At 52.7% G+C, this 24984-nt stretch carries 29 protein-coding genes; 13 read left to right on the forward strand and 16 right to left on the reverse strand.

The window, feature by feature from the left end:
* The first annotated feature begins 4 nt into the window (after window positions 1-4).
* From ureE to ureG, 3 genes are read left to right on the forward strand one after another with little or no spacing between them, the layout of a single operon-like run.
* Complete coding sequence (gene ureE / locus ACR0DK_RS03895; protein ID WP_480734829.1) at window positions 5-457, forward strand: urease accessory protein UreE; 453 nt, start codon at window positions 5-7, stop codon at window positions 455-457.
* Window positions 441-1094 carry an urease accessory protein UreF gene (locus ACR0DK_RS03900; protein ID WP_480734831.1) on the forward strand — a complete coding sequence of 218 codons (654 nt, stop codon included), beginning with the start codon at window positions 441-443 and terminating at the stop codon, window positions 1092-1094. The genes ureE and ACR0DK_RS03900 overlap by 17 nt, the downstream gene beginning before the upstream one ends.
* Window positions 1091-1720: an urease accessory protein UreG gene (gene ureG / locus ACR0DK_RS03905; RefSeq protein ID WP_170392791.1), complete on the forward strand. Its 630-nt coding sequence runs from the start codon at window positions 1091-1093 to the stop codon at window positions 1718-1720. The genes ACR0DK_RS03900 and ureG overlap by 4 nt, the downstream gene beginning before the upstream one ends.
* A 70-nt stretch (window positions 1721-1790) precedes the next feature.
* Here the strand turns inward: ureG and ACR0DK_RS03910 are convergent, their stop codons facing one another.
* From ACR0DK_RS03910 to ACR0DK_RS03955, 10 genes are all read right to left on the reverse strand, one after another.
* Window positions 1791-2915: a cytochrome-c peroxidase gene (locus tag ACR0DK_RS03910; protein WP_480734834.1), complete on the reverse strand. Its 1125-nt coding sequence runs from the start codon at window positions 2913-2915 to the stop codon at window positions 1791-1793.
* Complete coding sequence (locus tag ACR0DK_RS03915; protein WP_170392793.1) at window positions 2912-3217, reverse strand: hypothetical protein; 306 nt, start codon at window positions 3215-3217, stop codon at window positions 2912-2914. Before ACR0DK_RS03915 ends, ACR0DK_RS03910 begins: the two co-directional genes overlap by 4 nt.
* Window positions 3218-3285: 68 nt before the next feature.
* Window positions 3286-4092, reverse strand: a complete 807-nt coding sequence (locus ACR0DK_RS03920; protein WP_170513215.1) for an amidohydrolase family protein — start codon at window positions 4090-4092, stop codon at window positions 3286-3288.
* Between the two features lie 21 nt (window positions 4093-4113).
* A complete protein-coding gene (locus ACR0DK_RS03925) occupies window positions 4114-4980 on the reverse strand; it encodes a dioxygenase family protein (RefSeq protein WP_170597623.1) in 867 nt (288 codons plus the stop codon).
* Window positions 4981-4990: 10 nt separating this feature from the next.
* Entirely contained in the window at window positions 4991-6295 is a 1305-nt protein-coding gene (locus tag ACR0DK_RS03930) for a TRAP transporter large permease (RefSeq protein ID WP_170565456.1), read from the reverse strand.
* A complete protein-coding gene (locus tag ACR0DK_RS03935; RefSeq protein ID WP_170565459.1) occupies window positions 6292-6843 on the reverse strand; it encodes a TRAP transporter small permease subunit in 552 nt (183 codons plus the stop codon). Before ACR0DK_RS03935 ends, ACR0DK_RS03930 begins: the two co-directional genes overlap by 4 nt.
* A 30-nt stretch (window positions 6844-6873) precedes the next feature.
* On the reverse strand, window positions 6874-7947 hold the full coding sequence (locus tag ACR0DK_RS03940; protein WP_170392798.1) for a C4-dicarboxylate TRAP transporter substrate-binding protein: 1074 nt from the start codon (window positions 7945-7947) through the stop codon (window positions 6874-6876).
* Window positions 7948-7982: 35 nt separating this feature from the next.
* Window positions 7983-8438: an OsmC family protein gene (locus ACR0DK_RS03945; protein WP_170513201.1), complete on the reverse strand. Its 456-nt coding sequence runs from the start codon at window positions 8436-8438 to the stop codon at window positions 7983-7985.
* Window positions 8439-8456: 18 nt separating this feature from the next.
* Window positions 8457-9122 (reverse strand): malonic semialdehyde reductase, encoded by a 666-nt coding sequence (locus ACR0DK_RS03950; RefSeq protein ID WP_170513197.1) that lies wholly within the window; start codon window positions 9120-9122, stop codon window positions 8457-8459.
* Window positions 9119-10003 carry a fumarylacetoacetate hydrolase family protein gene (locus ACR0DK_RS03955; RefSeq protein WP_480734839.1) on the reverse strand — a complete coding sequence of 295 codons (885 nt, stop codon included), beginning with the start codon at window positions 10001-10003 and terminating at the stop codon, window positions 9119-9121. Before ACR0DK_RS03955 ends, ACR0DK_RS03950 begins: the two co-directional genes overlap by 4 nt.
* A gap of 84 nt (window positions 10004-10087) precedes the next feature.
* Between ACR0DK_RS03955 and ACR0DK_RS03960 the strand changes: the two genes are divergently transcribed.
* The 4 genes from ACR0DK_RS03960 to ACR0DK_RS03975 all read left to right on the forward strand — a co-directional run bounded on the left by ACR0DK_RS03960 (window position 10088) and on the right by ACR0DK_RS03975 (window position 11862).
* A complete protein-coding gene (locus ACR0DK_RS03960) occupies window positions 10088-10474 on the forward strand; it encodes a YciI family protein (protein ID WP_223117020.1) in 387 nt (128 codons plus the stop codon).
* Window positions 10475-10525: 51 nt separating this feature from the next.
* On the forward strand, window positions 10526-11182 hold the full coding sequence (locus ACR0DK_RS03965; protein WP_255611858.1) for a GntR family transcriptional regulator: 657 nt from the start codon (window positions 10526-10528) through the stop codon (window positions 11180-11182).
* Window position 11183: 1 nt separating this feature from the next.
* Window positions 11184-11363, forward strand: coding sequence for a hypothetical protein (locus tag ACR0DK_RS03970; protein ID WP_223117021.1), 180 nt, complete (start codon window positions 11184-11186; stop codon window positions 11361-11363).
* Window positions 11364-11520: 157 nt separating this feature from the next.
* A complete protein-coding gene (locus ACR0DK_RS03975) occupies window positions 11521-11862 on the forward strand; it encodes a dienelactone hydrolase family protein (RefSeq protein WP_370644314.1) in 342 nt (113 codons plus the stop codon).
* A 702-nt stretch (window positions 11863-12564) separates the two neighbouring features.
* On the opposite strand, the gene ACR0DK_RS03980 is transcribed toward ACR0DK_RS03975, so the two are convergent.
* Complete coding sequence (locus ACR0DK_RS03980; RefSeq protein WP_480734844.1) at window positions 12565-15213, reverse strand: AsmA family protein; 2649 nt, start codon at window positions 15211-15213, stop codon at window positions 12565-12567.
* Between the two features lie 423 nt (window positions 15214-15636).
* On the opposite strand from ACR0DK_RS03980, the gene ACR0DK_RS03985 reads away from it, so the two are divergent.
* The 4 genes from ACR0DK_RS03985 (at window position 15637) to ACR0DK_RS04000 (ending at window position 19227) form a co-directional block, all read left to right on the forward strand.
* Window positions 15637-15906, forward strand: a complete 270-nt coding sequence (locus tag ACR0DK_RS03985; RefSeq protein ID WP_480439390.1) for a potassium channel family protein — start codon at window positions 15637-15639, stop codon at window positions 15904-15906.
* Between the two features lie 180 nt (window positions 15907-16086).
* On the forward strand, window positions 16087-17166 hold the full coding sequence (locus ACR0DK_RS03990; protein ID WP_170511664.1) for an AI-2E family transporter: 1080 nt from the start codon (window positions 16087-16089) through the stop codon (window positions 17164-17166).
* Window positions 17163-18227, forward strand: coding sequence for an HlyD family secretion protein (locus ACR0DK_RS03995; protein ID WP_170597638.1), 1065 nt, complete (start codon window positions 17163-17165; stop codon window positions 18225-18227). Before ACR0DK_RS03990 ends, ACR0DK_RS03995 begins: the two co-directional genes overlap by 4 nt.
* On the forward strand, window positions 18217-19227 hold the full coding sequence (locus ACR0DK_RS04000; protein ID WP_170424669.1) for a DUF2955 domain-containing protein: 1011 nt from the start codon (window positions 18217-18219) through the stop codon (window positions 19225-19227). Before ACR0DK_RS03995 ends, ACR0DK_RS04000 begins: the two co-directional genes overlap by 11 nt.
* A gap of 241 nt (window positions 19228-19468) precedes the next feature.
* Here the strand turns inward: ACR0DK_RS04000 and ACR0DK_RS04005 are convergent, their stop codons facing one another.
* Window positions 19469-20368 (reverse strand): AraC family transcriptional regulator, encoded by a 900-nt coding sequence (locus ACR0DK_RS04005; protein ID WP_480734848.1) that lies wholly within the window; start codon window positions 20366-20368, stop codon window positions 19469-19471.
* A gap of 168 nt (window positions 20369-20536) precedes the next feature.
* On the opposite strand from ACR0DK_RS04005, the gene ACR0DK_RS04010 reads away from it, so the two are divergent.
* Window positions 20537-21490: an SDR family oxidoreductase gene (locus tag ACR0DK_RS04010; protein WP_480562579.1), complete on the forward strand. Its 954-nt coding sequence runs from the start codon at window positions 20537-20539 to the stop codon at window positions 21488-21490.
* 103 nt (window positions 21491-21593) lie between these two features.
* Here the strand turns inward: ACR0DK_RS04010 and ACR0DK_RS04015 are convergent, their stop codons facing one another.
* The 4 genes from ACR0DK_RS04015 to ACR0DK_RS04030 all read right to left on the reverse strand — a co-directional run bounded on the left by ACR0DK_RS04015 (window position 21594) and on the right by ACR0DK_RS04030 (window position 23882).
* The gene (locus ACR0DK_RS04015; protein ID WP_480562580.1) at window positions 21594-21983 is read right to left on the reverse strand and encodes a VOC family protein; all 390 of its coding nucleotides are present in this window, start codon (window positions 21981-21983) and stop codon (window positions 21594-21596) included.
* On the reverse strand, window positions 21980-22294 hold the full coding sequence (locus tag ACR0DK_RS04020) for a winged helix-turn-helix domain-containing protein (protein WP_170567335.1): 315 nt from the start codon (window positions 22292-22294) through the stop codon (window positions 21980-21982). Before ACR0DK_RS04020 ends, ACR0DK_RS04015 begins: the two co-directional genes overlap by 4 nt.
* A gap of 272 nt (window positions 22295-22566) precedes the next feature.
* Window positions 22567-22941 (reverse strand): DUF4345 family protein, encoded by a 375-nt coding sequence (locus tag ACR0DK_RS04025; RefSeq protein WP_170392813.1) that lies wholly within the window; start codon window positions 22939-22941, stop codon window positions 22567-22569.
* Window positions 22942-22958: 17 nt separating this feature from the next.
* Entirely contained in the window at window positions 22959-23882 is a 924-nt protein-coding gene (locus ACR0DK_RS04030; protein ID WP_170392814.1) for an SDR family NAD(P)-dependent oxidoreductase, read from the reverse strand.
* A 111-nt stretch (window positions 23883-23993) separates the two neighbouring features.
* Between ACR0DK_RS04030 and ACR0DK_RS04035 the strand changes: the two genes are divergently transcribed.
* The gene (locus tag ACR0DK_RS04035; protein WP_480734852.1) at window positions 23994-24914 is read left to right on the forward strand and encodes a LysR family transcriptional regulator; all 921 of its coding nucleotides are present in this window, start codon (window positions 23994-23996) and stop codon (window positions 24912-24914) included.
* Window positions 24915-24984: the final 70 nt, after the last annotated feature.

The raw sequence follows: 24984 nt of genomic DNA on the forward strand, positions 1-24984 counted from the left end.
TGGTATGACCGCCCTGCTCTGTACTGCGCGCCAGTATTCGGATCACACGCATGGCGATCCGGCAGACTGTCTCTCGTTGACCTACGACGACCGTTTTTTGCGGCGTAAGGTTCTTACCTGCGAAAGCGGCGAACAGATTCTCATCGATCTCGCGCAAACGACCTCACTGAACCACGGTGGCGCGTTGGTTTTGGACGACGGTCGCGAAGTGGAAATACAGGCAGCACCGGAAGTGTTGCTGGAGGTAAAAGCACCGGACCTGACACGTATCGCCTGGCATATCGGCAATCGGCACACGCCTTGTCAGATCGAAAAGACCCGCCTGTTGATCCAAGTCGATCACGTCATCCGTGATATGCTTTTTAAAATCGGAGCAAAGGTGCGAGAGGTGAATGAACCATTCACCCCCGAAGGCGGGGCCTATGGCCACGGCAGGACCCATGGCCACACCCACTGACGCCGACATCCTGACGCTGACACAATGGTTGTCCCCTGCCTATCCTGTTGGGGGGTTTGCCTACTCTCACGGGCTTGAAGCTGCGATTGACGGGGGAACTGTCGCGAATTCTCGGGATACTGAAGCCTGGATTTCAGATGCGCTGGAACATGGCTCTGGGTGGAATGATGCTGTGTTCGTTGTGGCGGCCTTCAACGCGCATGACAAAGAAGAACTGATCAACGTCGATATCGCGGCGCGCGCCTTTTGTGCGACATCCGAAAGGCTCATGGAAACCGAGTTGCTGGGACAGGCCTTCGGAAACGTCACCAAAGGTGTCTGGGAATTGGACCTTGGGCAATTCACCTACCCCGTCTCGATTGGACGGGCTGCAAGACTTCAAAACCTTCCCTTGCTGCTGACGACCAAGATGTTTCTGCAAGCTTTCGCAAGCAACCTTGTCGCCTGTGCGACGCGCCTGGTACCACTGGGACAGACCGAGGCGCAGCGGTTGATCCGCCAGCTGACACCGTTGTGCGCCCAGATTGCTGAAAGGGCAAAAAAGGCGAGTCTGGACGAGTTAAGCTCTACCGCGTTCTTGGGGGACATTGCGGCCATGAAGCACGAAACACAATATTCGAGGATTTTCCGCACATGACCAGTATGAACGGCCCGCTTCGCGTAGGTATTGGAGGCCCAGTAGGAGCCGGAAAAACCACTTTGACCGCCGCCTTGTCTGAAGCGCTGCGCGATGTCTGTTCGGTGGGAGTTATTACTAACGACATATATACGCAGGAAGATGCCGAAGCGCTGATGCGCATGCAGGTCCTGCCGCGGGACAGGATCATCGGCGTCGAAACTGGCGGTTGCCCGCATACAGCAATTCGCGAAGACGCCTCGATCAATTTGGCCGCCGTCGCCGAGATGCAGACACGTCATCCGGATCTCGATATTGTTTTGATTGAAAGCGGAGGCGACAATCTATCAGCCACATTCAGCCCGGAACTGGCGGATCTGACCATCTACGTGATCGATGTCGCTGCAGGCGAAGAAATACCCAGGAAAGGCGGGCCGGCGATTACGAAATCAGACATCCTTGTAATCAACAAGACCGACCTTGCACCGCATGTTGGCGCTTCGCTGCAGGTTATGGAACGTGATGCGAAAATGATGCGTAAAGGAAGGCCCTTCTTGTTTTCGTCACTTCGTCACAGAAGCGGGGTCGACGCAATTGTGGATCTGCTTGTGAAAGGCGGAGGTTTAAGAATTTCGGAAGCGAATTAGTCCCAGAGACGAAGAGGCTAAGATAGCTCGCCAATTAGCCCATTCCCAAGCCCTTTACACCAGTGCTTTATTAAGAATCCTTGGAGAGCGTGACCAAAAACGCAACTAAGTCTGCAATCTCCTGCTCAGACAAATTCAATTCCGAAAGAATGGCTTCACCGTCGGCGTGCAGCCTTTCAGTATCAATTTTGCTGTAATGCCGTATCACAGATTTCAGATCATCTAAGCTGCCGTCATGCATGTAAGGAGCGGTTTCAGCCACTCCCCGCAGGCTGGGCGTCCGAAAGGTTCCAAAATCAGAATGGCTCCTGCGTACATTTCGCACCGCCCAGGCACCTTTCTTTTCTGGATCGTCGTTCCAGTCGCCGTCCAATGTGTAGGGGCTTGAGAGTAAAATGTTCAATCCTCCGAACCGACCTTGGTCAACCTCGGTTTCATTCAGAAAATATGGCACACCAGCGTCATGGAACTCGTTGTTGGAAAACCTCGGACCGTTGTGGCAAAATACGCATTTCCCGCGCCCTAAAAAGAGCTGAAGACCTCGCTGAGCTGCTTCTGGGTATTCCTTAGCCGCTGCAATATCTCGGCGCTCCAAAGCATCGCGAAAATCGTCAAATATCGTCCGGTCGGTGGCTAAGGTCTCTAAGTAAGCAGAAAGAGCTTTTGCAGTATTCACCAGAAAAAGTTCAGGGCTTTGATCCTGGAGGTGACCAAATATGGCTTCAAAATCATCAATGTAGGTACTTTCAGAGATAGCTATCTTTAGGCTTTCGGCACTATGCGCCATCTCTTGTTCTTCGATGATCGGATGCAGGCTGGCTGCCCAAAGATTATCGCTTTTGCCGCCCCAACCATACCAGCGCAGCCCGGCAAGGTTTCGCAGTGATGGTGTGTTTCGATTTAACAAATCACGACCGAGTGCCCGCGCCTCCGGCGTCGTAAATGCCTGATCAGGATCATGACAACTTGCACAGGAAAATGCACCATCGACTGATAACACCGGATCGTTGAATAAAGCCTGTCCGAGCTTGATTGCCGTGGCGTCTTTGGAAAACCTATTGCTTGGATCCGACTGGAAGGATGGTGGCCACGGCCCAAAGGACAACGTCTGTTCAATTTCGTCTTCGGTCAACAAGACATCTGCACGTACTGCCCCGGTCAGAAAAATTAGCGCAGCTGTCATCCACAGCTTCATTTCAGCGCAATTTCTGACGTGTAGAAAACCGATTGGCCACTGACGTCGACATCGATTTGCAGCTCCCACAAACCCGGCATGTGAAACAACATATCATCAATTCGGAACACTCCGCCGTCCAATGCGGTAACCTTGGGAGTATAGTTCATACCATGTTGATGAGCGGGCATGATTGCATCCACACGCATTTGGCCCACAGCAGTTTCACTACAAACTGAAACCAACACCGAAAACGGTTGGGCCAACGGAATTTCGTCGACCGTCAGATAAACCTTGGGTGCGTTTTGAACTTCCGAATTCATGCGTTGCCCCGTCGCTTCACAAGCAACCGCCGCGCTGGACCATATAAGAAACCAAGCAGCGCAGTGGGTCATTCTGATGCCAGCAAACGTTCTGCGTTAGCATAGGCAATGTTGTCTGCGATCTGGTCCGGCAGCAAATCCAACCATTCACGCGAAAAATCGGCATGAGGGCCTACGTAGTACCAACGTTCAGGTGCGAACGTATCCGTACCGACCATAAACCTATCGGGATGGGCTTGGAACGCAGCCCTCCAATCCGGGTCGACACGGCCCCGCGAAACCATGTCCGAACGAAATGCCAGATCGGCCCATAGCCCGGGATAAATGTCTAGCGCATCGACCACACTGGCTGGATCGTCAAACCCAGAATGGGCCCACAATACCCGAGCTTCCGGCCATGTTTCGAAGATCAAGTCAACGGCCTCGCGATCACCATGGTGGTGCAGGATTAGGTTCCGCTCTTTCGCCAGTGCAATCATACGCTGGATGACCGGCGTCTTGATGTCATCTCCGTAAGCGTGAAACTCGCCGATGGCCTCGTAGTTGTTTTTTGCCAGGTTTGTTTCCAGATACTCGATTACAGTTTCATCGTGCATCCAGGTGTTGATCTCACCGCGACGACGATAAGGGCGAAGCGCCGGAACAACGATGTCCGGTGCCACGGCCAACAATAGCTGAGTGCCATTGTCATCCGAGCTGGAAATCAGCGCTTTACGCACGCCTGCATCTCGAAGGATTTCGGCCACCTGTTCAGGCGGAACCAGTTTGACTGCATCGTGGCTGTAGTGAATATGTGCGTCAAAGATCGGTCGCTGTTCTGCGACGGCGGTACTGCAAAATAACGCTGCACTTAAAATGGAGATATGTTTCAGCACCGCAAGCCTCCTCAATATCATTCAGACCCTGGCAAGCGTCACGTCGAAATTCACGTGCAAGAAAGGTTCGGCAATCTTACCAGAAAGCTCCATGCCATCGGGAAATTCTGATGCAGGTCGTTCAACATATGTCATTACCAGATCGTCCCGAACGCCAAAGACAGTATCCTGATCTAAATAGGGATCATTGTCCGGAAAAATCTCCGTCACGAGTGAGCGATACCCGGGGGCTTTGACGATAAAGTGCAAGTGTGAGGGCCTCCATGGATGGCGACCACAAGCGCGCAGAATATCACCGACTGGCCCGTCAGACGGCACGGTGTATTCAACTGGCTTAACTGTGGTGAACGCATATCTGCCATCATCGCCAACTGACATCAGCCCGTGGAAAGAATAGGTGTCCTGTTCTTCATCCTGACTGGCGTAGAGGCCGTTGGGTGCCGTTTGCCAGATATCCAGTTCTGCCCCGGCAATCGGATGACCTTCGGTATCGCGGATCACGCCCTCTGCAAGTAGAACCGGCCCGCCGTAGTGACGCTTCATATCGCCACCGATTGGCAGCGGGGGGGCGCCCGAGACGTGAAATGGACCTAAAACGGACGAACTGGTCGCATCGGCACTGGAATGCAGCATATCAACCAATGACGACAGGCCCAACACGTCCGAGGCTAGCACGAATTCATGCCTATCCTCGGTTTCCACCGCAGCGCAGCCTTCCAGAAACGCAATCCCGGCCCGCCACTCGTCATGCGTCAGGTTGGTTTCCCGCGCAAAGTCGTGGAGGTGTTTGACCAGGGAGCCCATGATTTCACGCATCCGTGGATCAGTATCTTTGGACAGGTACCCCATGAAGACGTCGGTGATATTGTCTTTGGTGACAGAGCGCATCTTGTCCTCCTTAAATCAGGGCAAGGCTGAGGATCGGGAACTCGATCAGAATGAACAGAACGATCAGCATCACGAACGCAAAGGGAAGTGCGCCCATGAACACGTCCTTAAGTGATATGCGGTCATCGTTAATCGTGGATTTGATAACGAAGCAGGATATACCCAAAGGTGGTGTCAAGAGACCAATTTCAGCCCCGACCACGGTGATAATGCCAAACCATATCAGCGACATATCAAGCGCTTCGGCCATGGGCAGGAACAGCGGTACCACAATCAGAATGATCGACGCGGTGTCGAGCAATGTTCCCAGAAACAGCATCAACAGAACATAGAGCAGCATGATCGACCAGAAAGATGCGGAATTCCCCGCAAGCAGATCCTGTAGTTGATTGGGCAGCCCGGCCAGCCCCAGCATGCGGCTGTAGATTGAAGCGGCCGTGATCAGGAACAGGATCGCGGCTGTGATGTGACCGGTTTCCAGCAACGCGTCCCAGAATGCGCGTGGAGACATCGACTTGCGGGCAACCGCGATGATTAGCGCAACGAGAGCTCCGGCGGCCCCTGCTTCTACGGCAGTCAACCAACCTGTGTAGATACCACCAAGGACGATGGTAATGATGAACAGTGTCGGCAGTGTTTTGGAGGCTATCTCGCGCCCTGACATCCACTCGGTGTCTTCGACAACGCGGCCACCGACGAATGCTGGGGTGAAACGACCCATAACCCAAATCGCGCCTACATAAGCGATCGCCAGCATGATCCCCGGAATAACCCCCGCAAGGAACATGTCCCCAACAGATTGCTCGGCGACAAAGGAATAGATGATCAGCATCGCCGAGGGCGGGATGATCATCCCCAAAACCGAAGACCCGGCGACCACGCCAACAGCAAACCGTGGGTTATAAGCCTGCGCCATCATCTGCGGGACCGAGACCTTGGTGAACACGGATGCGGAGGCTATTGACGACCCAGTCACTGCGGCAAAGACGGCGTTGGCTCCAACGGTTGCCATACCGATACCGCCTTTGACCTTGCGAAATCGCATGGTCATGACTTCGTAGATGTCCCTGCCCAACCCGGCTTTTGAGACAATGAGCCCCATAAAAGTAAACAATGGGATGGTTGCAAAGCTGTATTCCATCGCGCTGTCGCCGACCGCCACTTTCAGCAGGTTGAGCGCAAGCGTGAAATTGTCCCGCATCAGCCAGATCGACACGAACGAGACCACGCCCAAAGCAATCGGAATGTAAACGCCTGCGTAAATCAGAAAGACGATGGCTATGACCGAGATCAGGCCAATCTCAATCGGCGTCATTCTGCGGCCTCGTCATGTTCAGGGGTGCGAATTAGATGCGGGCGGTCCTGCGCCGTGACAACCTTGAGCAGGAAGATCACGCAGGCAAGCGCAGTACCGCACGCGATGACCAGTTTGACCGGCCACCATGGCAGAGTGAAAAGACCCGGAACTCCGAAGTAGTCCTGTGTCTCCCACATATGCAGGAACTCGGGAAAGGTTACATAAGCAATCAGACCCATGAAGATTGCGGAGATGGCATTGATAATGCGCCTCAGGTTGGCCGTTAGCCCAGGACGGCGGTGGTGTAGCAGGTTCAGAAACCCGTCCGAGCGCGTCAGCCGATCCACTCTGACTACGTCGGCCAGCTGCAAAAAAACGATCATCACGACCGAAAACTGCACCATTTCATAGGTGCCACGCAGAGGTGCCGAAAACAGACCGCGCGCAATGACGTCGACATTCAGAATGACCACCAACGCAAGGACGACAAGCGTACCCAATGCGTTGGCGGCGATAGCAAGCGAATTGGCGACCCGCGACAAGCCAGCAACTGCGGTCTTCAGCATGAAAGGCCCCTTTCGTGGATCGCCAGACTGTTACTCGGCCGTCCAGTCACGCACTCCGGTAAAACCGGCGTCCTGCAGCTTGCCGAGATAAGCGGCCAGTATCGCGTCGCCTTGTTCACCGTTCTCATTCAGTGTGGCTGCCCATTCCTGTGCTACATTTGGCATTGCGTTGGCCCAGGCCGCTCGGTCTTCGTCCGAAACTTCGACAATCGTCCCGCCGGCTTCGGTGTATGCGTCCCTTGAGGCCGCAGCCCGGTCCATAGCGATGCCGGCCACATGATCACGGTAGTCAATTGCGACGGCCTGCAGAACGCCTTTGACTTCATCCGGCAACTTTGCCCAATAGTCAGAATTCACCGTGATCGTCTTGGAGTTCACGGCACCCAAGTCAGCTTTGAGCATGTAGGGAGCCACTTCGGCGATCTTGAAGGTCTTGGCTGCTTCAGGCCACAGCATCGCACAATCAACAAGGCCGGTTTGCAGCATATTGTAGAAATCGGTCAGGCCACCACGAACCCCCGCTGCATCTTTGATACCTTCGAGATATCGGAGGTTCAGTCCCGCCCCTGCCACTTTTCGGCCTTCCAGATCAGAAACAGCCGAGACCGGCTCTGTACAAAAAACCTGATAGGTATCGAGTACTACGCCGGTCGCCAGATAGACTTGGTTCTGTGCAGCGAACTCATTTTGCATCGCTGGGTATTCGCGCGCGATCTCATCCACGGCTTTGGCTACCGCGCGAGAGTCCGATGACACGAAGGGGGTCGACCCCGATATCCCCTGACTGGGCAACTTGGACGAATGGAAGATAGTTGTGACAATGCCGATGTCGCCAAGGCCAAGCTGGATCCCTTCCAGCACGCCCTTCGGCTTTACGATCGAACCGCCATAGTTCTCTTGCCAGTTCATCTTGTAGTTGCCGGAGTCGGCCAGCCGCTTGTCCACTTCTGGAATGAAGAAGTTGGTGAATTCTTTCACCCACAAGGCCCGATCGGGATAGCCATCAATCACGACGGCGGAAATGGTCTCTTCTGCTGCAAGAGGCAACGCCATGGTGCCTGCCAGAGCAAATCCCATTAGGCTGCGTTTAGTCCAGTTTTTCATTTCTCTCCTCCCAGAAAGTCGGGTCCTGTCGATTTTTATTGGTTGGTTTTGACCCAGTTGACGGTCAGGTCCGTGCCTGCCGCTTGAAACAGTTTTGCGATGGCGCAATACTTGGCTGTCTCCTCGCCCACGCGTGTCAGATCCTCCTGACTGGCGGGCGTATCGCACTTCACAGTGAGTTCGATTTCGGGAAACGGAACATCGATCTCCTCTTCCATCAGGACACCGCGCCGATCCAGCCTGCATTTCGCGTCGATTGTCACAGTGCCGAGGTCAACTCCCAACCGATGTGCGTTCTTGTGCCCGATGACATTCGTACAGGCGATCAGGGCTGCCATTGCGGTTTCGGTCGGAGACGGGCCAAGATTTGTTCCGCCTCGTTCCACGGGCTCGTCGATAATCACGTCCAGATCGCGAATTGGGATCTCGGTTCGCGCGTGTGTCGGGCATTGAGCTGTCGTACGGTAGGTTACGACAGGTTTGACTTTCATCGCCACAGCGTCACCTCCTCATGCATAAGAGCAAACCTTTTCGAATGAGAAGCGAGGCAACTTGTGAAACAATCCTGTTTCGTCTGCGTAGCCCAGATTGCAAAGAAAGTTCGACTTGAGCGTTGTGCCCGCGAAGAATTCCTCGTCGACGATCTTGTTTGAAAAGCCAGACATGGCGCCGACGTCCAACCCGACAGCCCGGGCCGCGATCATAAAGTAAGCGCCCTGAAGCGTTCCATTGCGAAACGCTGTATCGGCTACATATTCGGGATTAGTTTCGAAAAGTGGCCGTCGATCTTCGTGCGGGAAAAGAAAAGGTAATTCCTTCCAGAAATCCATATCATAAGCAATGATCGCAGTGACCGGCGCATCCATCATCTTTGGCACGTTCTTCGGCTTTAACGACTTGGCTAGGCGCTGTTTACCTTCCGCACTTTTCACGAAAACGAAGCGGGCGGGCAGCGTGTTCATGCTGGTCGCGCCGTTGATCGTGATGTCGTAGATCTCTTCAAGCAATTCGTTAGAAACAGCCTTGTCGGTCCAGGCGTAATGAGATCTGGATTCGCGGAGGATCAGGGCAATTGCGTCGTCTGAAAGACGTGGGATACGCTCGCGCAGATCGCGATGATCTTGCTGCGCCTTTGCGCGAAGTGCCTCCAGCTCTGCCCCGGTTGGTGCGCTCATGCTGCGGCCACCTTAGTCTCGGCGTCCTTTTCGTCAATGACGGGGCTGGCGCATATGCCGATGCCCTCAATTTCGACCTCGACGGTTTCACCCGGCTTCAACCAACGTGGATTGGGCTTTTTGGCGTGACCAACACCCGGCGGCGTACCCAACGCAATCAGATCACCGGGTTCGAGCGTGGTATATTCCGAGATCGTGGCGATGACCTGAGGGACCCCCCAGATCATGTTGGCGGTGTTCGAGCTTTGCAGGATTTCGTCCCCCACGCGGCTTTCGATTTTCAGGCCGGATGCTCCCTCCGGCAAGTCTTCCGGCGTTACAGTGAAAGGGCCGATCGCGCCTGTGTCATCGAAGTTTTTGCCGGGCGTCCATTGAACGGTTTTACGCTGATAATCCCGCAGCGACCCGTCGTTAAACACGGTGTAGCCGAAGACATAATCCAATGCGTCCTCTTCCGAGATATGACGGCCGCGTTTTCCAACGATCAGCATAAGCTCGGCTTCGTAGTCGAGTTTCTCGGAACAGGTCGGCCGCACCATAGGTTGCCCTGCCGCCATGATCGAATTCTTCCCGCGCATAAACAGCGTCGGATACTCCGGGATATCATACCCGCCTTCCTTGATGTGGTCCGTGTAGTTCAACCCCATGCAAATGATCGTTCCGGGAGCGGCAACGGGCAATGCCGGAGTGATGGAAGACACGGGCACACTGTCTGCCGCGTCAATTTGGGGGGCAAGTGAGTCGGCCAGTTCAGGCTTGGCTATCAAACCCATCAAATCCGAACCGATTGCAGGATGCAAAGCCGTTAGATTCACTGCATTTTCGCCGTTTACAGCAAAAACCGCTGTGCCATCCAAAGTCTCTCCCACCAGGTATTTCATTTTCACCATCCATGTCAGTTCACTTGATTTTTGCCGACTATTTTGCAATATGTCAAATAATATCGATATTTTTGGAGGACGCAAATGGTTGCCTGGGCGAACTACAAATCAGAAGCAAAAAGCCGTGGTGCACTTGCTTTGGAACTCTACGTAGTACTCAGCACGCCTGCCAAAAAACCCGAAGATGTAAAGGCGTCGCTACCTGACCACCTGGCCTATCAGGCACAGCTTGAACGCGCGGGACAGCTGGCTTTTGCAGGGCCAATTTCTGATGAGACTGGTGAGCACATGCAAGGAATGGGCCTGATTATCTATCGTGCTGACAGTCTTGAGGCTGCCCGAAAACTGGCCGAGGACGATCCGATGCATCAAAGCGGTGCGCGCGAATTTGAACTTCGGCGCTGGATGATCAACGAAGGCTCGCTGAGCCTTTCAGTTGGCCTATCGACTGGAACGAGTGCCCTCAGTTAAGAGCAATCAAAAGTTTTGCCGCGAACAAAGGAACGGTCGGATATGGACGCCATGCTTGATACTGAGGGCAAAGAGACATCTGCCACGCATGGCGCGTATCGAAGGCTGCGCGACATGATATTGACCGGAGAATTACCTCCGGGACAAAAACTCAAGATCGAGCAGCTTCGGGGCCTTTTGGACACCGGCGCTAGTCCGGTTCGCGAAGCGCTTAGCCTTTTGACTTCGGACATGTTGGTCGAGCGGATTGATCAGCGCGGATTTCGCGCAGCACCAGTCAGCAAATGTAATTTCGAAGAAATACTTCTGTTGCGCTGCAACCTTGAGGAAACCGCGTTGCGCGCCTCTATCACCAACGCGGATGAGGCCTGGGAAGATCGGCTTGTTTTGCGTCACCATCATATGAAAAAGGCCGGCCAGAACGGCGCGCGTGACTTTGAAGACGCTCACAAGGAGTTTCATATGGCCTTGTTGGACAATTCGAATCTGCCGTTGCTTATGCGGTATTGCTCGCAGCTTTACGACCTGAACATTCGCTATCGCTATCTGGCGGCTGGCGGTTCGAGCTACAAGAAGCGGGACATTGCCGCTGAGCACCAGCAAATCTTGGACGCCGCACTGAACCACGACGCGGACAGCGCAACTCGGCACCTGGTTGATCACTATCGTCGAACAGGCGAATACCTGAGTAGTCAGATGGAGCCCTGAAATGCAGCGGAATTGGTTTCTGGGTGATCTATTGAACCAATTTCTGGAGCGTACTGAAATAGGCGTGGCCAAGATGACAAACGGTCCATTGCCGAACTATGCGAAGCGCTATTGTCTGCCGAAGGTGAAGTTTCAGGCTTCACTCTCGCGTCTACGATCCTATGGCGCTACCACACCCTGAATGATACGGAGAAACTAGACTTTTTTGTCTAGTTGAATGACCAACTTGAGTTGGATGCGGCTCAACTTTCTGCGACAGCCCGCATCTACGCCAGTGATCAAAGTGTCAATTTTTATCAAAGGCTTAGTGAAGTTTCAGAGCCAGGGCGGGATGAGTTGTGGGTTTCTTCTATGGCAGTGGTGTGGTCAGCGCAATTGCCGTGGCCTCCCCAAAATTGGCGGCGGGCGTGCCATTCTATGGTCGCCAGCCAGCAGTTGAGGATGTGGCCAAAATTCAGGCACCGTTGCAGATTCAGATGGGAGAGCTTGATGAGCGCAGCAACGCAGGTTGGCCGGATTTTGAAGCCGCCCTGCAATCCAACGAAAAGGTTTACCAAGCCTACATCTACGATAATGCCAACCATGGTTTTCATAACGACAGCACGCCTCGTTATGACGAGGAAATGGCAAACCTAGCCTGGTACCGCACCATTGATTGGCTCAACACTTATCTGAAGTAACTACAGTGTACGGCGAAGCGCGCATTGTGTTTTAATCGCTTCGTCGTAACCCTCAGTCTACCGGTGCCGATTCATTTTAAGCTCCAGTAATCTATCTTCCATGATCAGATAGGTCGAAAGGAACGCTTGGCTACAAGGCTTGGGAAAAAAGACATCATCGCTAAAAGAAGCCTTCATTGGCGGGGTACAAAACCATTGGTTGTTTACTAAAAACGTCGAAACACGAGCGTCCTGTGGGAGTTATGTGAGGCGTTCTCTGGTTGAGTGGTCGACTCGTCAGAGTATAGCCTGCACAGTCACCTAAACCTGAATGCTTGCTACTTAAGTTCGCCGGATATCCCTCTCACCTGCTGCGAATTTCCGCATTCCGCCCGAAGTAATCCCAAAAGATGAAGTTGAATTGGATACCTGATGAAAGAAGTGAGGCGAAAATGGCAAGGTTTTGTCACTGGTGGCAGAACTATGTGTCGTTCACGCTTAACTAAGCGATTGATTTTACTTTAGCTGCCATTTCAATAGTGCACACGTTTTTCCATTTGCGTCTCAAAGTCCTTCCATCATGTCGGCTGAACTCTAAGAGAGCTTCCATTCAACTAAAGTGTGGAATACATCGAGAGAAAACCCAAAGCAAAGATCGCATCCTGAAAGCGATGTCATTCTTTTTGAACTTTATTTGTGTTCTTTTGTCGACTGCCTTCGCCACTACTGCAGTTGTAAAATATCCGGAACGCAGAGTTTTCTTTTTGCCGGCATTTTGTCCGCACCATCCGATCGTTTCAGTCGCTTGGGACCGTCTTTTACCTTGATCTTCGGCTTCGCTAGTGGGCCTTTCAAGGTCACGGGCCAGGGGCTCTTCGACAGAGGTTCGCCAATCTTGCGGGGCTGCAGGTTTAAGTCCAAAACCTTGCCCGCCACATTAACACCGCCAAAGACGACGACTTGGACATGATCTGTCTCCAATGTGGTTTGTTTCGTCGAAATACTTCCATTTGAAATACTAATCGGTGCACGCAAACATACGATCGGAGCAATCTTTTGTTTCTCTTTGGTAAACACCCAAGGTAGTATCCCTAGCCCTGCCAGATCCAAAAGCTGGGTCTCGATCGAGCCGTCACGCATTGAGACCGTGGCATTGCCGTTCATGCTGTTGGCAAAATGCTTAGGTGAATCGGTTCCGCCGGTCACCGAAAAATCTGCATAGATGGTACCGCTTGCACCCTTTTTGAAGTTCAGGTTGTGAAGAATTTCATCCAGCTGCCAGCCGCCTGCTGTGCCGGTCAGCGTGAGCAGATGCGCGTCGTTCGATAGATCCATTTGTCCGCTGACATCGAAATGAGCACCTCCGTATTCAAAATTCAAAGGTCCGGCCTTGAGTTCATTTTCGTTGAGCGTCAGTCCACTCCGCAGACTGCTGATGCCTTTGGCGCCCTCTATGTGCCGAAGATCAACGTCGACATCCATATCCATACCGGACAAGAGAATTGAACGCCCAATAGGTTTAAGTGTTACGTCTCTTAGAGGACTAGTGACGCCAGATTCCTCAATGACGTCTTCCTCGTCGGGCTCTGGACCGCCAATTTTCCTCAATTGTGCAGCGGCCTGAACGATGGTTCGGATCTGATCTATCTTTATCAAGTCACTCTCTATGGAACCCTGTAGTACAGGATCACTCGTTGCATCATCAAGATCGGCCACAATTTGCAGGACAGAGTCGGCAACCTTGACTTTGGCATTCGCATCCCAATCGGTTCCTTCGCTGGCAAGGCCAATTTTAAAGATAGCCTGTCCAGTTTCCACCCGTTCAAGCGACAGGGCTTCTAACAGGTCCGCTCCGGAGGGGACTTCTACTTGAATTGCCAAGTCCAGGTTCTCGAATTTGAGCACATTTTTGACAGAGCCATGCACCTCAAGGTTCCAAAGTTCCGTTTCGCTTGTCTGGCCATCCAAATTTGTCAGCGAAAGCTGATTGATGTCGCCGTTCAAATGAAAGTTACCAGAAAATCGACCAAGTTGATCATCCGGTCCCAGAAGCTCTGATGAGATCAAGCTGCTTGCGGGTATATCCATTAACCCGTCGGCCGATATGCCTTGTAATTGCAACGCGTCTTCGATCGAACCGTCCAAAATGATAAATGGATCAGCAGGGTTCCCAATTCTCAAATTGATGTTTCCAACACTCAAGGCGCCTTCGGGTGTTCTGGAAAGCTCGGAAAACTTAATCGGGGGCGGCCCTTCACCAGAGGTATCCAATGTGAACCCGTTGGTTTCAATGACCATTTGCCGCTGCGGGACCTGCCCGGGTACGCTATCGATAACCATGTCAACTGCTATTAGTTTTAGATCATACCGCGACGCGGCTGGGGCGGGTTCAGCATCTTCAGGGTACAACCGAATGCGGGTTGTCAGGGATACGTCTTCTGGGTTTCCCAACTCTCCGATTTGTCCCGTCAGCGAAAGGCTTTGCCCACCATCCAATTCAGTCAATACAGCCAGGTCATCAATCCGGGCTACGCCGTCGACTGATTTGAATGTTGCACCAATGCTTCCTGAACCCTCCAGAACGCGATTGAGTTTCAGGATATCAAGAAGCTGACCAAGTTCGGCAACCTCTATGGTCGTATTCACTTGTAGCCCGTTCTCTTCAGGGACTTCTTCGGCGGCAATCGCAATCTGTTCGAAGTTCACTGCGACCTGAAACGGGTCGTCCGCGGGAATGCTCGCGTTCAGATCAAACTTCTCTCCATTTAGTGAACCAGCCCCAACCGCGGTCGCAACGTCGGTTTCCGTATCACGCTTTAAAAACAGCTCAGGAAGCTGCAGATCCAGCACAAGCCCGTTTAGATCGTTCTGGTAAAGAACGGCAACATCGGTCAGGTCAATTTTTTGGTCCGTTAGAATTCCAGCCACAGACAGGTTTGCAGGTTTGGCCGGATCCCCGGCTTTAGCGCCCGTTTGGGAAGCGGACTGCCAGTTTCCGACACCGTCTTTGTCCGTGATCAAGTTGAGGTGAACACCCGAGATAGAAAGCTCACTCAGCGACAATTTGCTGTTCCAAAGGTCGCGGGCAGAAATATTGAACTCAAGTTTGTCGATTGCCGCCAGATTCGCTTTGGTCTTGATCGCGCCGGGTAGTACCAATCCCGCTGCGGATACCTGCAGTTGCCGACCAAGGCCTAGACGCACTTCATCTTCTATTAACACGTCCTGACCAAGTTTCTTCGAGATCAGGTTTTCAACAAAAGTGGTTCTGACAGAAGAAAACAACGCAGAGGACAGGAAAAGCCATGCCACAACAACCGCGACGAACGCGACAGCGCAACAAACCATTACACCTCTTGTGATGAACCGCACGCTTTTCTCCTAAGGTTCTGATTCCTTTCTTGGGCAGACTAGACCATTAAAGCATCATGTTAATGGAATATGTGGCTTCTTATTTTGCTGAACCCTAAATGACCTTGACCATTTAGCCGACTTCTCTTGCGGAATTGGTCGGGCGACCAAGAAACGGTTAAAGGACCAAATTTAGGATGTGCTGCTGACCCAGTTTCAAAATAGCTGGCTTGAAACGCGTTTAACGTTTCATAAACGAGCACATTGCATTAGCTTTGACTACTGCGCCTGGACACCCCAATTAAACTGGACGCAGTTAAAATGCTTCAATTTCCCACATCCATCTAATTACTGTTATATGTGAATTCTTCAAACGACGGGGACACAATGAATTCGCTAACTAGAATAACACGTGGGATAGGCGTCGCTTTCAAGGACGGTAGAGTGAAAGGCCTTCTTGCCTTCACAGTCGGAATGATTTTATGGGCCTCAGTCTTCTACCACTTTGTCGAAGGTTGGAGTTGGCTAGACTCGATCTACTTTTCCGTAGTGACAATTTCGACCGTAGGGTTCGGTGACTTCTCACCTGAAACTGCGGCGGGGAAAATCTTCACAATGGTGTATATCATTGTAGGCTTGGGTGTTTTCGTGACTGCGGCGACCACAGTGGCAGATACAATCTTGTCCCAAGACGACGAAAAAACGGACAAATAAATTATCCCAAATTAAGGCAATTTGAGTTCATGCGCAGGTATCAGTGCGACCGCGCATCTGAAGCCGTGCCTCGGATTCACTCGTACCTTCAAACTGATAGATGATCGCCGAAAACTCAAAAAATATACATATTACGTTTTTTGAGTGTATTGTTTGGAAAACAGATAGTGGAGGGATGGAATGGAAAAGACCCAGGACGCGAAGATTGTCGACCTCGCGATACGATTGCTCTTTCTCGGATTATTCCTCTACAGCGCCCTGGTCATGGTGGCTCCGCTTGCAAGTGTGGTTATCTGGGCAACGATACTCTGCGTCGCGCTCTACCCGGCATTTGATTGGCTGCAATCCAAGCTGGGAGGACGTAAGAAGCTTGCCACAACAATTATCGTTCTGTTGGGCCTTGTTCTGACCCTGGGGCCAGTCGCAACTGCGGTGTCTGGTGCTGCAGAACTAGGGTCTGAATTCGCGGAACAAGCAGACAAGGGTGAATTGAAAATCCCCCCTGCGCCCGAGGGCCTCAAGGAATTGCCGTTGGTTGGAAATAAAATCTCCGATGTCTGGGGAATGTTTGAGCGCAATCTTGACGGCGCGCTTGCAAAATACGGCGCGCAAATCCTTGAGATCACCAAATCGCTCTTCGGAAAGGTGTTGGGCATTGGTATCGGGCTTCTTGGCTTAGCTCTGTCTGTATTGATTATGGGGGCATTGTTCAGCCCGGGGCCAAATTTGGTCCAGGGTCTTCAGCGCTTTGCCAACCGTGTCTTTGCACCACGCGGCGGTGAATTCGTGACACTGGCAGGCGCAACGATCCGGAACGTTACAAAAGGCGTGATTGGCGTAGCAGCCATTCAGGCTGTTTTCGTTTGGATACTGCTGGCTTTGTTTGGGATTTCTTCGGCCGCCACACTGGCATTTGTCTGCCTCATACTCTCAATTATCCAAATCGGGCCCGGATTGGTTCTTATACCGGTAATTATCTACGCATGGAGCTCCATGTCTGGCGGAACTGCTTTGATCTTCACCATACTGGCCGTTCCAGTCATGATAATGGACAGTTTCCTAAGACCTGTGTTCATCTCAAAAGGCCTTGAGACTCCCATGTTGGTCATCCTCATCGGTGTTCTCGGAGGTATGATGGCCTACGGTTTGATCGGCGTCTTTATGGGGCCGGTTCTCTTTGCTGTCTTCTATGAGCTGTTCAAGGTTTGGATTGATGCGTCGCCCGAAGCCGATGACGCTGCTGAAGGTGCGTTGAAATGAGAAAGACAATATGGACAACCCTCGCTGTCATTCTGTTTTTTCTTGTTTGGTACTTGGTCGCTGATCGAAAAACGCCATTTACCGGGAACGCCAGAGTAAAAGCTGTGGCCACCCAAATCGTGCCTCAGGTGACCGGAACGGTAACGGAAGTTTTGGTAGAAAACGGCCAAGTCGTTTCCGCAGGTGATGTTCTGGTTCGAATAGATTCCAGACCCTACGAAATCGAGCGTTCAAAGGCGGAAGCTGATCTTGAAGCGGCGACCCAAGAAGTGGGTGCGTCTTCGGCAGAGGTAAGTGCGGCACAAGCCAAACTCGCAAGGGCGCAGAGCGATCTGGATACAATGCGCATTCAGACGGAACGTGTATTTGCGCTCGAAAAGAAAGGGTTGATTGCCGTCTCAAAGGCCGATGATGCACGAGGACAACTGGCAGAATCTGAGGCAAACTTTGAGAACGCAAAAGCTGATCTGGAAAAAGCGAAGCAAAGGCTTGGTGACGATGGGATTGAAAACCCGAAAATCCAGCGCGCACTGGCGGCCTTGGCGGATGCGGAACTGAACCTTGAATGGACCGAACTGCGTGCTCCGGCGACAGGTGTCATTTCTAATCTGCTGATTGCCCCCGGAACGTATGCGCGATCCGGCCAGGATCTTTTGACGTTTCTGGATGCAACCGACGTCTGGATCGAGGCGTATTTTACCGAAAACAATCTGGGAAGAGCTTCAATAGGGTCTCCGGTTGATGTGGTGTTGGATATGCATCCAGGTAAGATTGTTCCGGGCGTCATTGAGAGCTTTAGTGCTGCTGTTTCTTTGAGTGGCGGTGATGAGCCGGGGCAATTGGCGAGCCCGCCAAGCACCAAGGGATTTTTGCGGGAGCCTGAAAGGTTTCCGGTCAGGATTGTTTTACCCGGCTATGAAGCTGGAAGTGCCGAAGACGATCTTCGCTTTCAACTGAACGGGCAGGCCGATGTGATCATGTATCTAAGCGACAACTCGTTGCTGAACCTCGTAGGCCGCGCCTACATCCGCGTAGTTTCAATCTTCTCCTATGCGTACTGAGGATCAAAGCTCTGTCACCCGGCTTGCGCTGGGTGTTACGGGTGTCTTTGCATTGGGCCTATTTCTTGGGTGGCCCCTTGCCGTTGTTGGGGCGGTGTTCACTGCCCTTTTCCTTCAAGCACCTGCGGCACTACCTTTGGCAGCATTTGGTAAGCTGTTTGTCTTCTCGATTGGATTGATGTTCATTTCGTTCCTTTTGTCGTCAATCTTCTCACCTTATCCACTTGTGTTTCTCATTCTGGTGGCCATTGGAATAATCCTGTCTTTCATTTGGTCAGTTTCCGGTGCCGGAGTATTGCCGGGTGTCATCGCTCTCATGGGGGCGTTGATGATTCCGAATTTGGTGCTGCAATCACAGGATCTGGCTTTGGTGCTTGTGTATTGGATCCCGTTGAACCTGCTGTTTGCTGGCTTCGTATCGACGCTGATGTTCGTGTTGATACCCGCTGCACCTCAAACGGCACCTCAAAAGAAAGCTGCAGCATCGCCGGACTTCGACTCACATCGCCGAATAGTCAGGATGTCTCTTGTCACAGTGCCCTTTGCTATGGCGTTCTTTATTTCCGGCGCTTCTGCTTTGTTAGTCCTGTTTTTTGTCGCCCTGCTGAGCCAGCAACTTGCGGCAATGCCTGCTGCAGGCAAAGCAGTTGCAAAAGCAATGCTGACGGCAAATCTACTTGGGGCGGCAGTCTCCATCATATGCTATGAAATAAACGTAATAGCTCCGGTTATTCTAACCCCCATTCTGCTGTGTTTTTTCTTTTGCCTAACACTCGGAGCACTTGGAAAGTCAAAAGTCCCGCTCGCCGCCGCCGCCGGTTCCGCTATTACAACAGCTCTGATTGTATATGGCGGTTCGGTTGCGCCCTTTTCAGACGAGGCTGACGTCAAGAGCATCACTCGAGTATTGCAAGTCGCCAGCGCCGCTTTCTTTGTAATTATCGCATATGTCGTGGTGGATGAATTCTGGCCAGAAAAAGAGCGCCAGGCGACTCCATGAAGTTAGTTGCGATAAAGCTTGGCGCTGAAACCAGCAGAGTTCCCAGTTTGACCGATTTTTGCAACCATCGCTCGAATTGCAGCGCCATAATAAACCGCGAACATTGCTGAAGCGGTTTTATGTCAAGCGATCTCTGGTTGAGTGATGGCCGTTCTGTGGAACAAGTTCGAAAGGCTGCCTCCTCACGGGACGAATGAAGCTTTCGCCGAAGCTGCGCCAACGTCTGCCTTCCCTTCGAAAGTCAGCGTTGAGCAACACTGACCGGAAGTTTCTGTGCGTTACCCCATTGCCTCGGCGATTGCCCATACATGCGCCTGAACTCGCGACTGAACTGGGACGGGCTGACGTAACCAACGTCCATTGCGGCTTCGTTCACAGGCATCCCGCCCGCGATCTTCATGGCGGCGTTGTTGAGGCGCATCGACTTAACGAATTGGATTGGTGCCATCGTCGTGACTTGCTTGAATTTACGATGGAAGACGGCCCGGCTCATGCCCGCTCGGCTTGCCATATCGTCAATCGAGACCGGCGCATCCAAGTGTGACGACACATGTGCAATTGAACGTGCGATGGCGTTGCCAGCACCGAATGCCTGCCGGGCGAAGGTGCCAGCTTCTCCCCTCAGGATCGCATAGAACACCTCACGTAATCGCGCCTCGCCAAGAACTGCTGTATCCGTCTTGCTGTTTCCGAGCTGCAGTAGCCGCAGCAGAGCTTCAGTGAATCCATCGTCCCATGGTGCAAACCTAATTCCTGGCTCCCGCAGATCTCCTTTGACCGAAGGCAGAACGCCCCCGGCATTTTCCATCTCCATTGCCAACTCGGCCATGGCGTGTTGCTCAAGAGAGATCATAACCCCGTAGAGAGGGTTGTCATGCGAGGCCAAAGGCGTCCCCGCCTTGACCGGCATCGACATTGGGCAGCAGAGGTATTGACTGTTGTCATATTCGTATCTTCGGCCATCCAGAACGGCTTCCTTCACACCACTCACAATGGCCACGATGCAGGGCTCGTAAACGGCTGGAACACAGGGGATTGATTGCGTGGCGCGAAATAGCCGCACGCCCGTGATTCCTGTCTCGGTCAGGCCGTCTGTTTCGGTTCGGTTAGCGATGATTTGTTTAATCTGATCCTTGCTCATAACAGAGATGTAATGGCTCCAGATCGATGCTGGCAACTACCTTGATGTAATCGGGCAAGTATTCGCGATGATCTCGCCTGTTTCTGTGCTTTGGTGAGAGTTATATGCATTTCCAAGTTAACACACTCTTCACTCGATCCCTGCGCTGACGCAGTTAGGAGACAAAAGATGCCCGATACCACCTTTGGACCCAAAGGCTGGATGCCTGAGCGCCTCGGCGACCTCTCCGGCAAGACCTACCTCATCACGGGTGCTAACGCCGGTGCCGGGTTCCAGGCCGCGCGGACGCTCCTAAAAAAGAACGCCAAGGTCGTGATGTTGAACCGCTCGGTTGAGAAGTCTCAGGCAGCTGTTGAGGACCTGAAAACTGAGTTCGGCAGCGAGGCGGAAGTGAGCTTCATTCGCATGGATCTGGCCTCGCTGGCAAGCGTACGCGAAGCTGCGGAAGAAGTTCTGAATTCTGTTCCCCGGATTGATGCGCTCATCTGCAATGCTGCCATCGCGCAGGTGCCAACCCGCAAGCTGACAGAGGATGGGTTCGAGAGTCAGCTCGGTACCAACCATTACGGTCACTTCCTGCTCTGTGGTCTTCTGTTTGAGCGGATCGAAGCCTCGAAAGGTAGGATCGTTGTTGTCGCCAGTCTCGGCTACAACATGGGTTTGAAGACGATCAAGTTCGACGACATGAACTGGGAAGAGGGTTACGGGCCGAATACCGCCTACTCGCAAAGCAAGCTGGCGCAAATGATGTTCGCCTATGAACTACAGGACAGGCTTGCCGCCGCCGGGCGCACCGAGGTCGAGGTCTATGTCTGCCACCCCGGCTCGTCGGCAACGTCACTGATCAGTACGAGCGGCAGCCGGACGATGCGGTTCATCTGGTGGCTGACAACCAAGACACCTATGGTTCAAACAGCCGAGCAAGGGTCCTATCCCGAAGTCATGTGCGCCATCGAAGAGACTTTGACCGAACAACGCGCACTCTACGGACCAACAGGCCGCTTAGAAGCTGTTGGCCCGGTCGGCAAGGGTACATTGAACCCATATGCATATGAGAAGGATGTGATGGTTCAGCTATGGAACGTATCCGAAAAGGCGACTGGTTTCAGCTGGGAGGTCTGAGTTGATGGGTTGTGTGACGTGCCCCAGTGTTCCATCACTAAAGCTGACATCGATGTCTTGCATACCCACGTCGTCTAACTGACGGGATTGCCATTCTTGACGGTCAGACATGCAACTCAACTAGCTGAATAAGGTTTCCACAGGTGTCGTCGAACACTGCCATTGTTGCGCCACTTGCCTTCACTGGGGGTTGAATAAATTCCACCCCTGCCGCCTCGAACTTGCCAACCTCAGCGTCAATGTCGTCAACACTGAATGCCGAAACGGGAATGCCATCAGCCACAAGTGCTTCCTGATAGGTACGGCTCGCCGGATGCACATTCGGTTCTAAGCCTAACTCCACTCCTTCGGCTTCCTCCGCTGATACCAGTGTCAACCAGCGGTGCTGGCCGAGTGGAAAATCGTGCTTCACTACAAACCCAAGTCTGTTGGTGTAAAAATCCAGAGCCTTAGATTGATCGTCCACAGAAATACTCGTCATGTACATTTTCATAGTGCGTCTCCTTGGGAATATAGGTCCACCCAGGGATTGATCGCACCCGCGATCGGCGCGGCCACCAGGGTGTGAATTTTTGTGCGCCCCCGCCAAGTCGTGGTGATCAGACCTGCCTGCTCAAGCGTATTCAGATGTCGAGTTATGCCTTGTCTGGAAATTGTGACTGAATGCTCTTCCAACAAACGAGCACAAAGTTCGAAAAGCGTCTGGTCGTGACGCTTTCTCAGCTCTTCAAGGATCAACAACCGCGTGGTGTCGCCAAGGGCGTTGAAAAGAATGCTTAGTTGCGGATCAAAATGAACGCTCATGCTTCATCATGCAACAATAATGTTGCATGTCAAATCGAACTATCAGTTCGAGCAGTTCACGGCATTCATTTCTTAGCGCTCGTCGCTGACATTCTTTGTGCCCCTCACGAATGACAGATTTGGATATCCGGAATGTTCGGTCCCGTGATCTGATCCGGTCGCTATACGGGACAAAGCGGAAACTGTTCGAATGCTAGCTGGTGCGAATAATGATGGGCTGATTGGACGGCGGCCACTTCACTCTCGCCACCATCCATCTATTTCGAAGGCGATTAGTAGGAGAGCTGGTAGTAGGCTGACAGCAAAACCGCGATGATCACAAGTTCAACGACCAACGGTGGCAGAACTGCCTTGTCAAACCCATCCGCAAGAATTCCCACAATACGTCCGACAGCAACAACCGCCATCAGGATTGCAACAGCCACATATCCCAGTGTCTGCCCAGTGGTCAGACCGATCACCAGCAAAGCCACTGAGGCCAGAAACAGCCCGCCGATCACCGAACGGATCGTGCTGAGTCCAGTGGTGCCGACCGGCTCGATAGCAAAGTTGGCTATCATGCGCCGGGGTGCAAACATTGACATGAGGCCGAGACTAGACAGCATAAGAGTTGCAAGGATGACCAAGATGTTCAGTATGGTTTCCATTTCATTTCTCCTTTGCTTCAGGCGAACTGACGTAGTGCCTGGTTCGCGTTATCCTGAGTGGTGACGTCTGACAGAGCCCCGTCGATGCTAGCTTGATCCACGACTGCTCCGGTGGGATAGCCGGTTTGACTGGCGTAGAAGTGGCCAGTCTTGAATTCCGGGTTCAGCAAACCGTCCAGATACCGTTTTGCCCCAGCCTCAACGCCGTGCATCATCCCGAATATGGGCATCAGAACGCCGCCAATATGTTTGAAGACAATACGTTTTATAAACGGCAGGTCGTCAAAGCCAGCGGTACCTGCGGTACCACCCGGGCTCATTGTGACAAAGCGAATATGGGGGTGCTGGCGTGCCATCGCTCCCATCCACAGGGTCGCGGTGAGCTTGGCGTAGCCGTAGGTCTGCATCGGATCGCCCTCGGGGCCGAACTTGCTGCCATCAGCGATTGATTTGAATTCGTCGACTGTTCTATCGGACAAGTCCGGGCGGCGCATACCCATTTTGGGAATGCCGCGTGCGGCTTCGGATCCGGCATACAGAATTGTGGACGTTACCAACTGACGCTCCAATAATGCGTCTACCAACACCACGTGGCCGAGAACATTGGTGGCGAAGATGTTGGTCACGCCATCGCTGGTGAGGCTGTTCGGATGCCGTCCACCCGTACCGCCTGCATTCAGGATTACGGCGTCGATTGGGGTGGAAAGTTCGGCTACAGCGGCGCGAACCGAAGCCGGATCGGTCACGTCCATCAGGACGATTTCAAAGATTTTGCGCCTGGTCTCACGTTCCAACGCTGCAATTGCGGCTTCCGCCTTCGTTGGGTTGCGGCAAGCCAGATAAACTTTGGATATGCCCTTTTGCAGTGCAAGCTGTCGGGCCGCCTCGCGGCCCAGTCCGGCATTTGCGCCTGTGATCAATACAGATTGTATTTGGTTCATGGGGTATGGTCCTTGGGTTTGCGATTGATGCGCCCAAGGTAGGATGGCCAATAAATGATCTGTAGATAGGTATTTCTGGACACAGTGCTTCAAAAATGAAACACAAGATGTATGTCGATCAAGGAAAGCCATTCCCTGAACTGGGACGATCTGAAGTACTTTCTGGCGGTTGCCCGAACCGGAACTCTTCGGGGGGCAGCTGACAGTATTCAGGTGAACCACACCACGCTGACGCGCAGGATTTCAGTCATGGAAGAACGCGTCGGCAGCCGGTTGTTTGATCGCTCAAAAACCGGCCTCGCCCTGACTCAGCTCGGCGAAGATCTGATGCCTCACGCCGAACGGGTAGAAGCTGAAATGACCGCTGCGTCTCGCGTCATTGTTGGCAGAGATGCGCAACCCTCGGGCACGGTCTACGTTACTCTTCCCCATGGATTGGCAATGACATCGTTGATGGATGATTTTGCCGCCTTCGCAGATTTTTACCCAGACATCATCCTGAGCTTGAACTTCACCAACGACATCCGAGACCTGATGCGACGAGAGGCTGACATCTCCCTGCGTATCGCGGATGAGGTGACGGACGATGTGGTCGGGCGAAAGTTGGTCCAGATGTCTCAAGCAGCCTATTGCACGCGAGACTACGCCGAACGGATCTGCGACAATGGCGGCGAGGGGTTGCATTTCATCGGTTGGCATGAGCCAGAAGAGGCCACTACAGCCAAATGGATCAAAGACAGTTACTATCCGAAAGCCCGGCTTAAGCATCGTGTTTCAGAACTTGTGCCCTTGATCACATTGGCGGCGTCCGGTCTTGGCATGGCCTATCTTGCGTGCAATCTTGGCGACCGCCATCCCGATCTGATCCGTGCGCCCTTCCAAAAGCCGATACCGTACCGAAACATTTGGCTATTGCTGCATCGTGATCTTAGAAACACCACGCGTGTCCGGCTCTTCGTCGATTTTATGTCCGAGCGGGTCAGGTCTAGGCGAAACGAGTTCTGGGTTTCGGGAACCTCAAAGCGGGAGTAGCGGTTATTCTATTCGGAAAGATGGACGGTAAACTGTACTCTTTTGAGACACTAACAGCAGCGTCGTTGAA

This window comes from Ruegeria sp. CE6, from assembly GCF_056537485.1.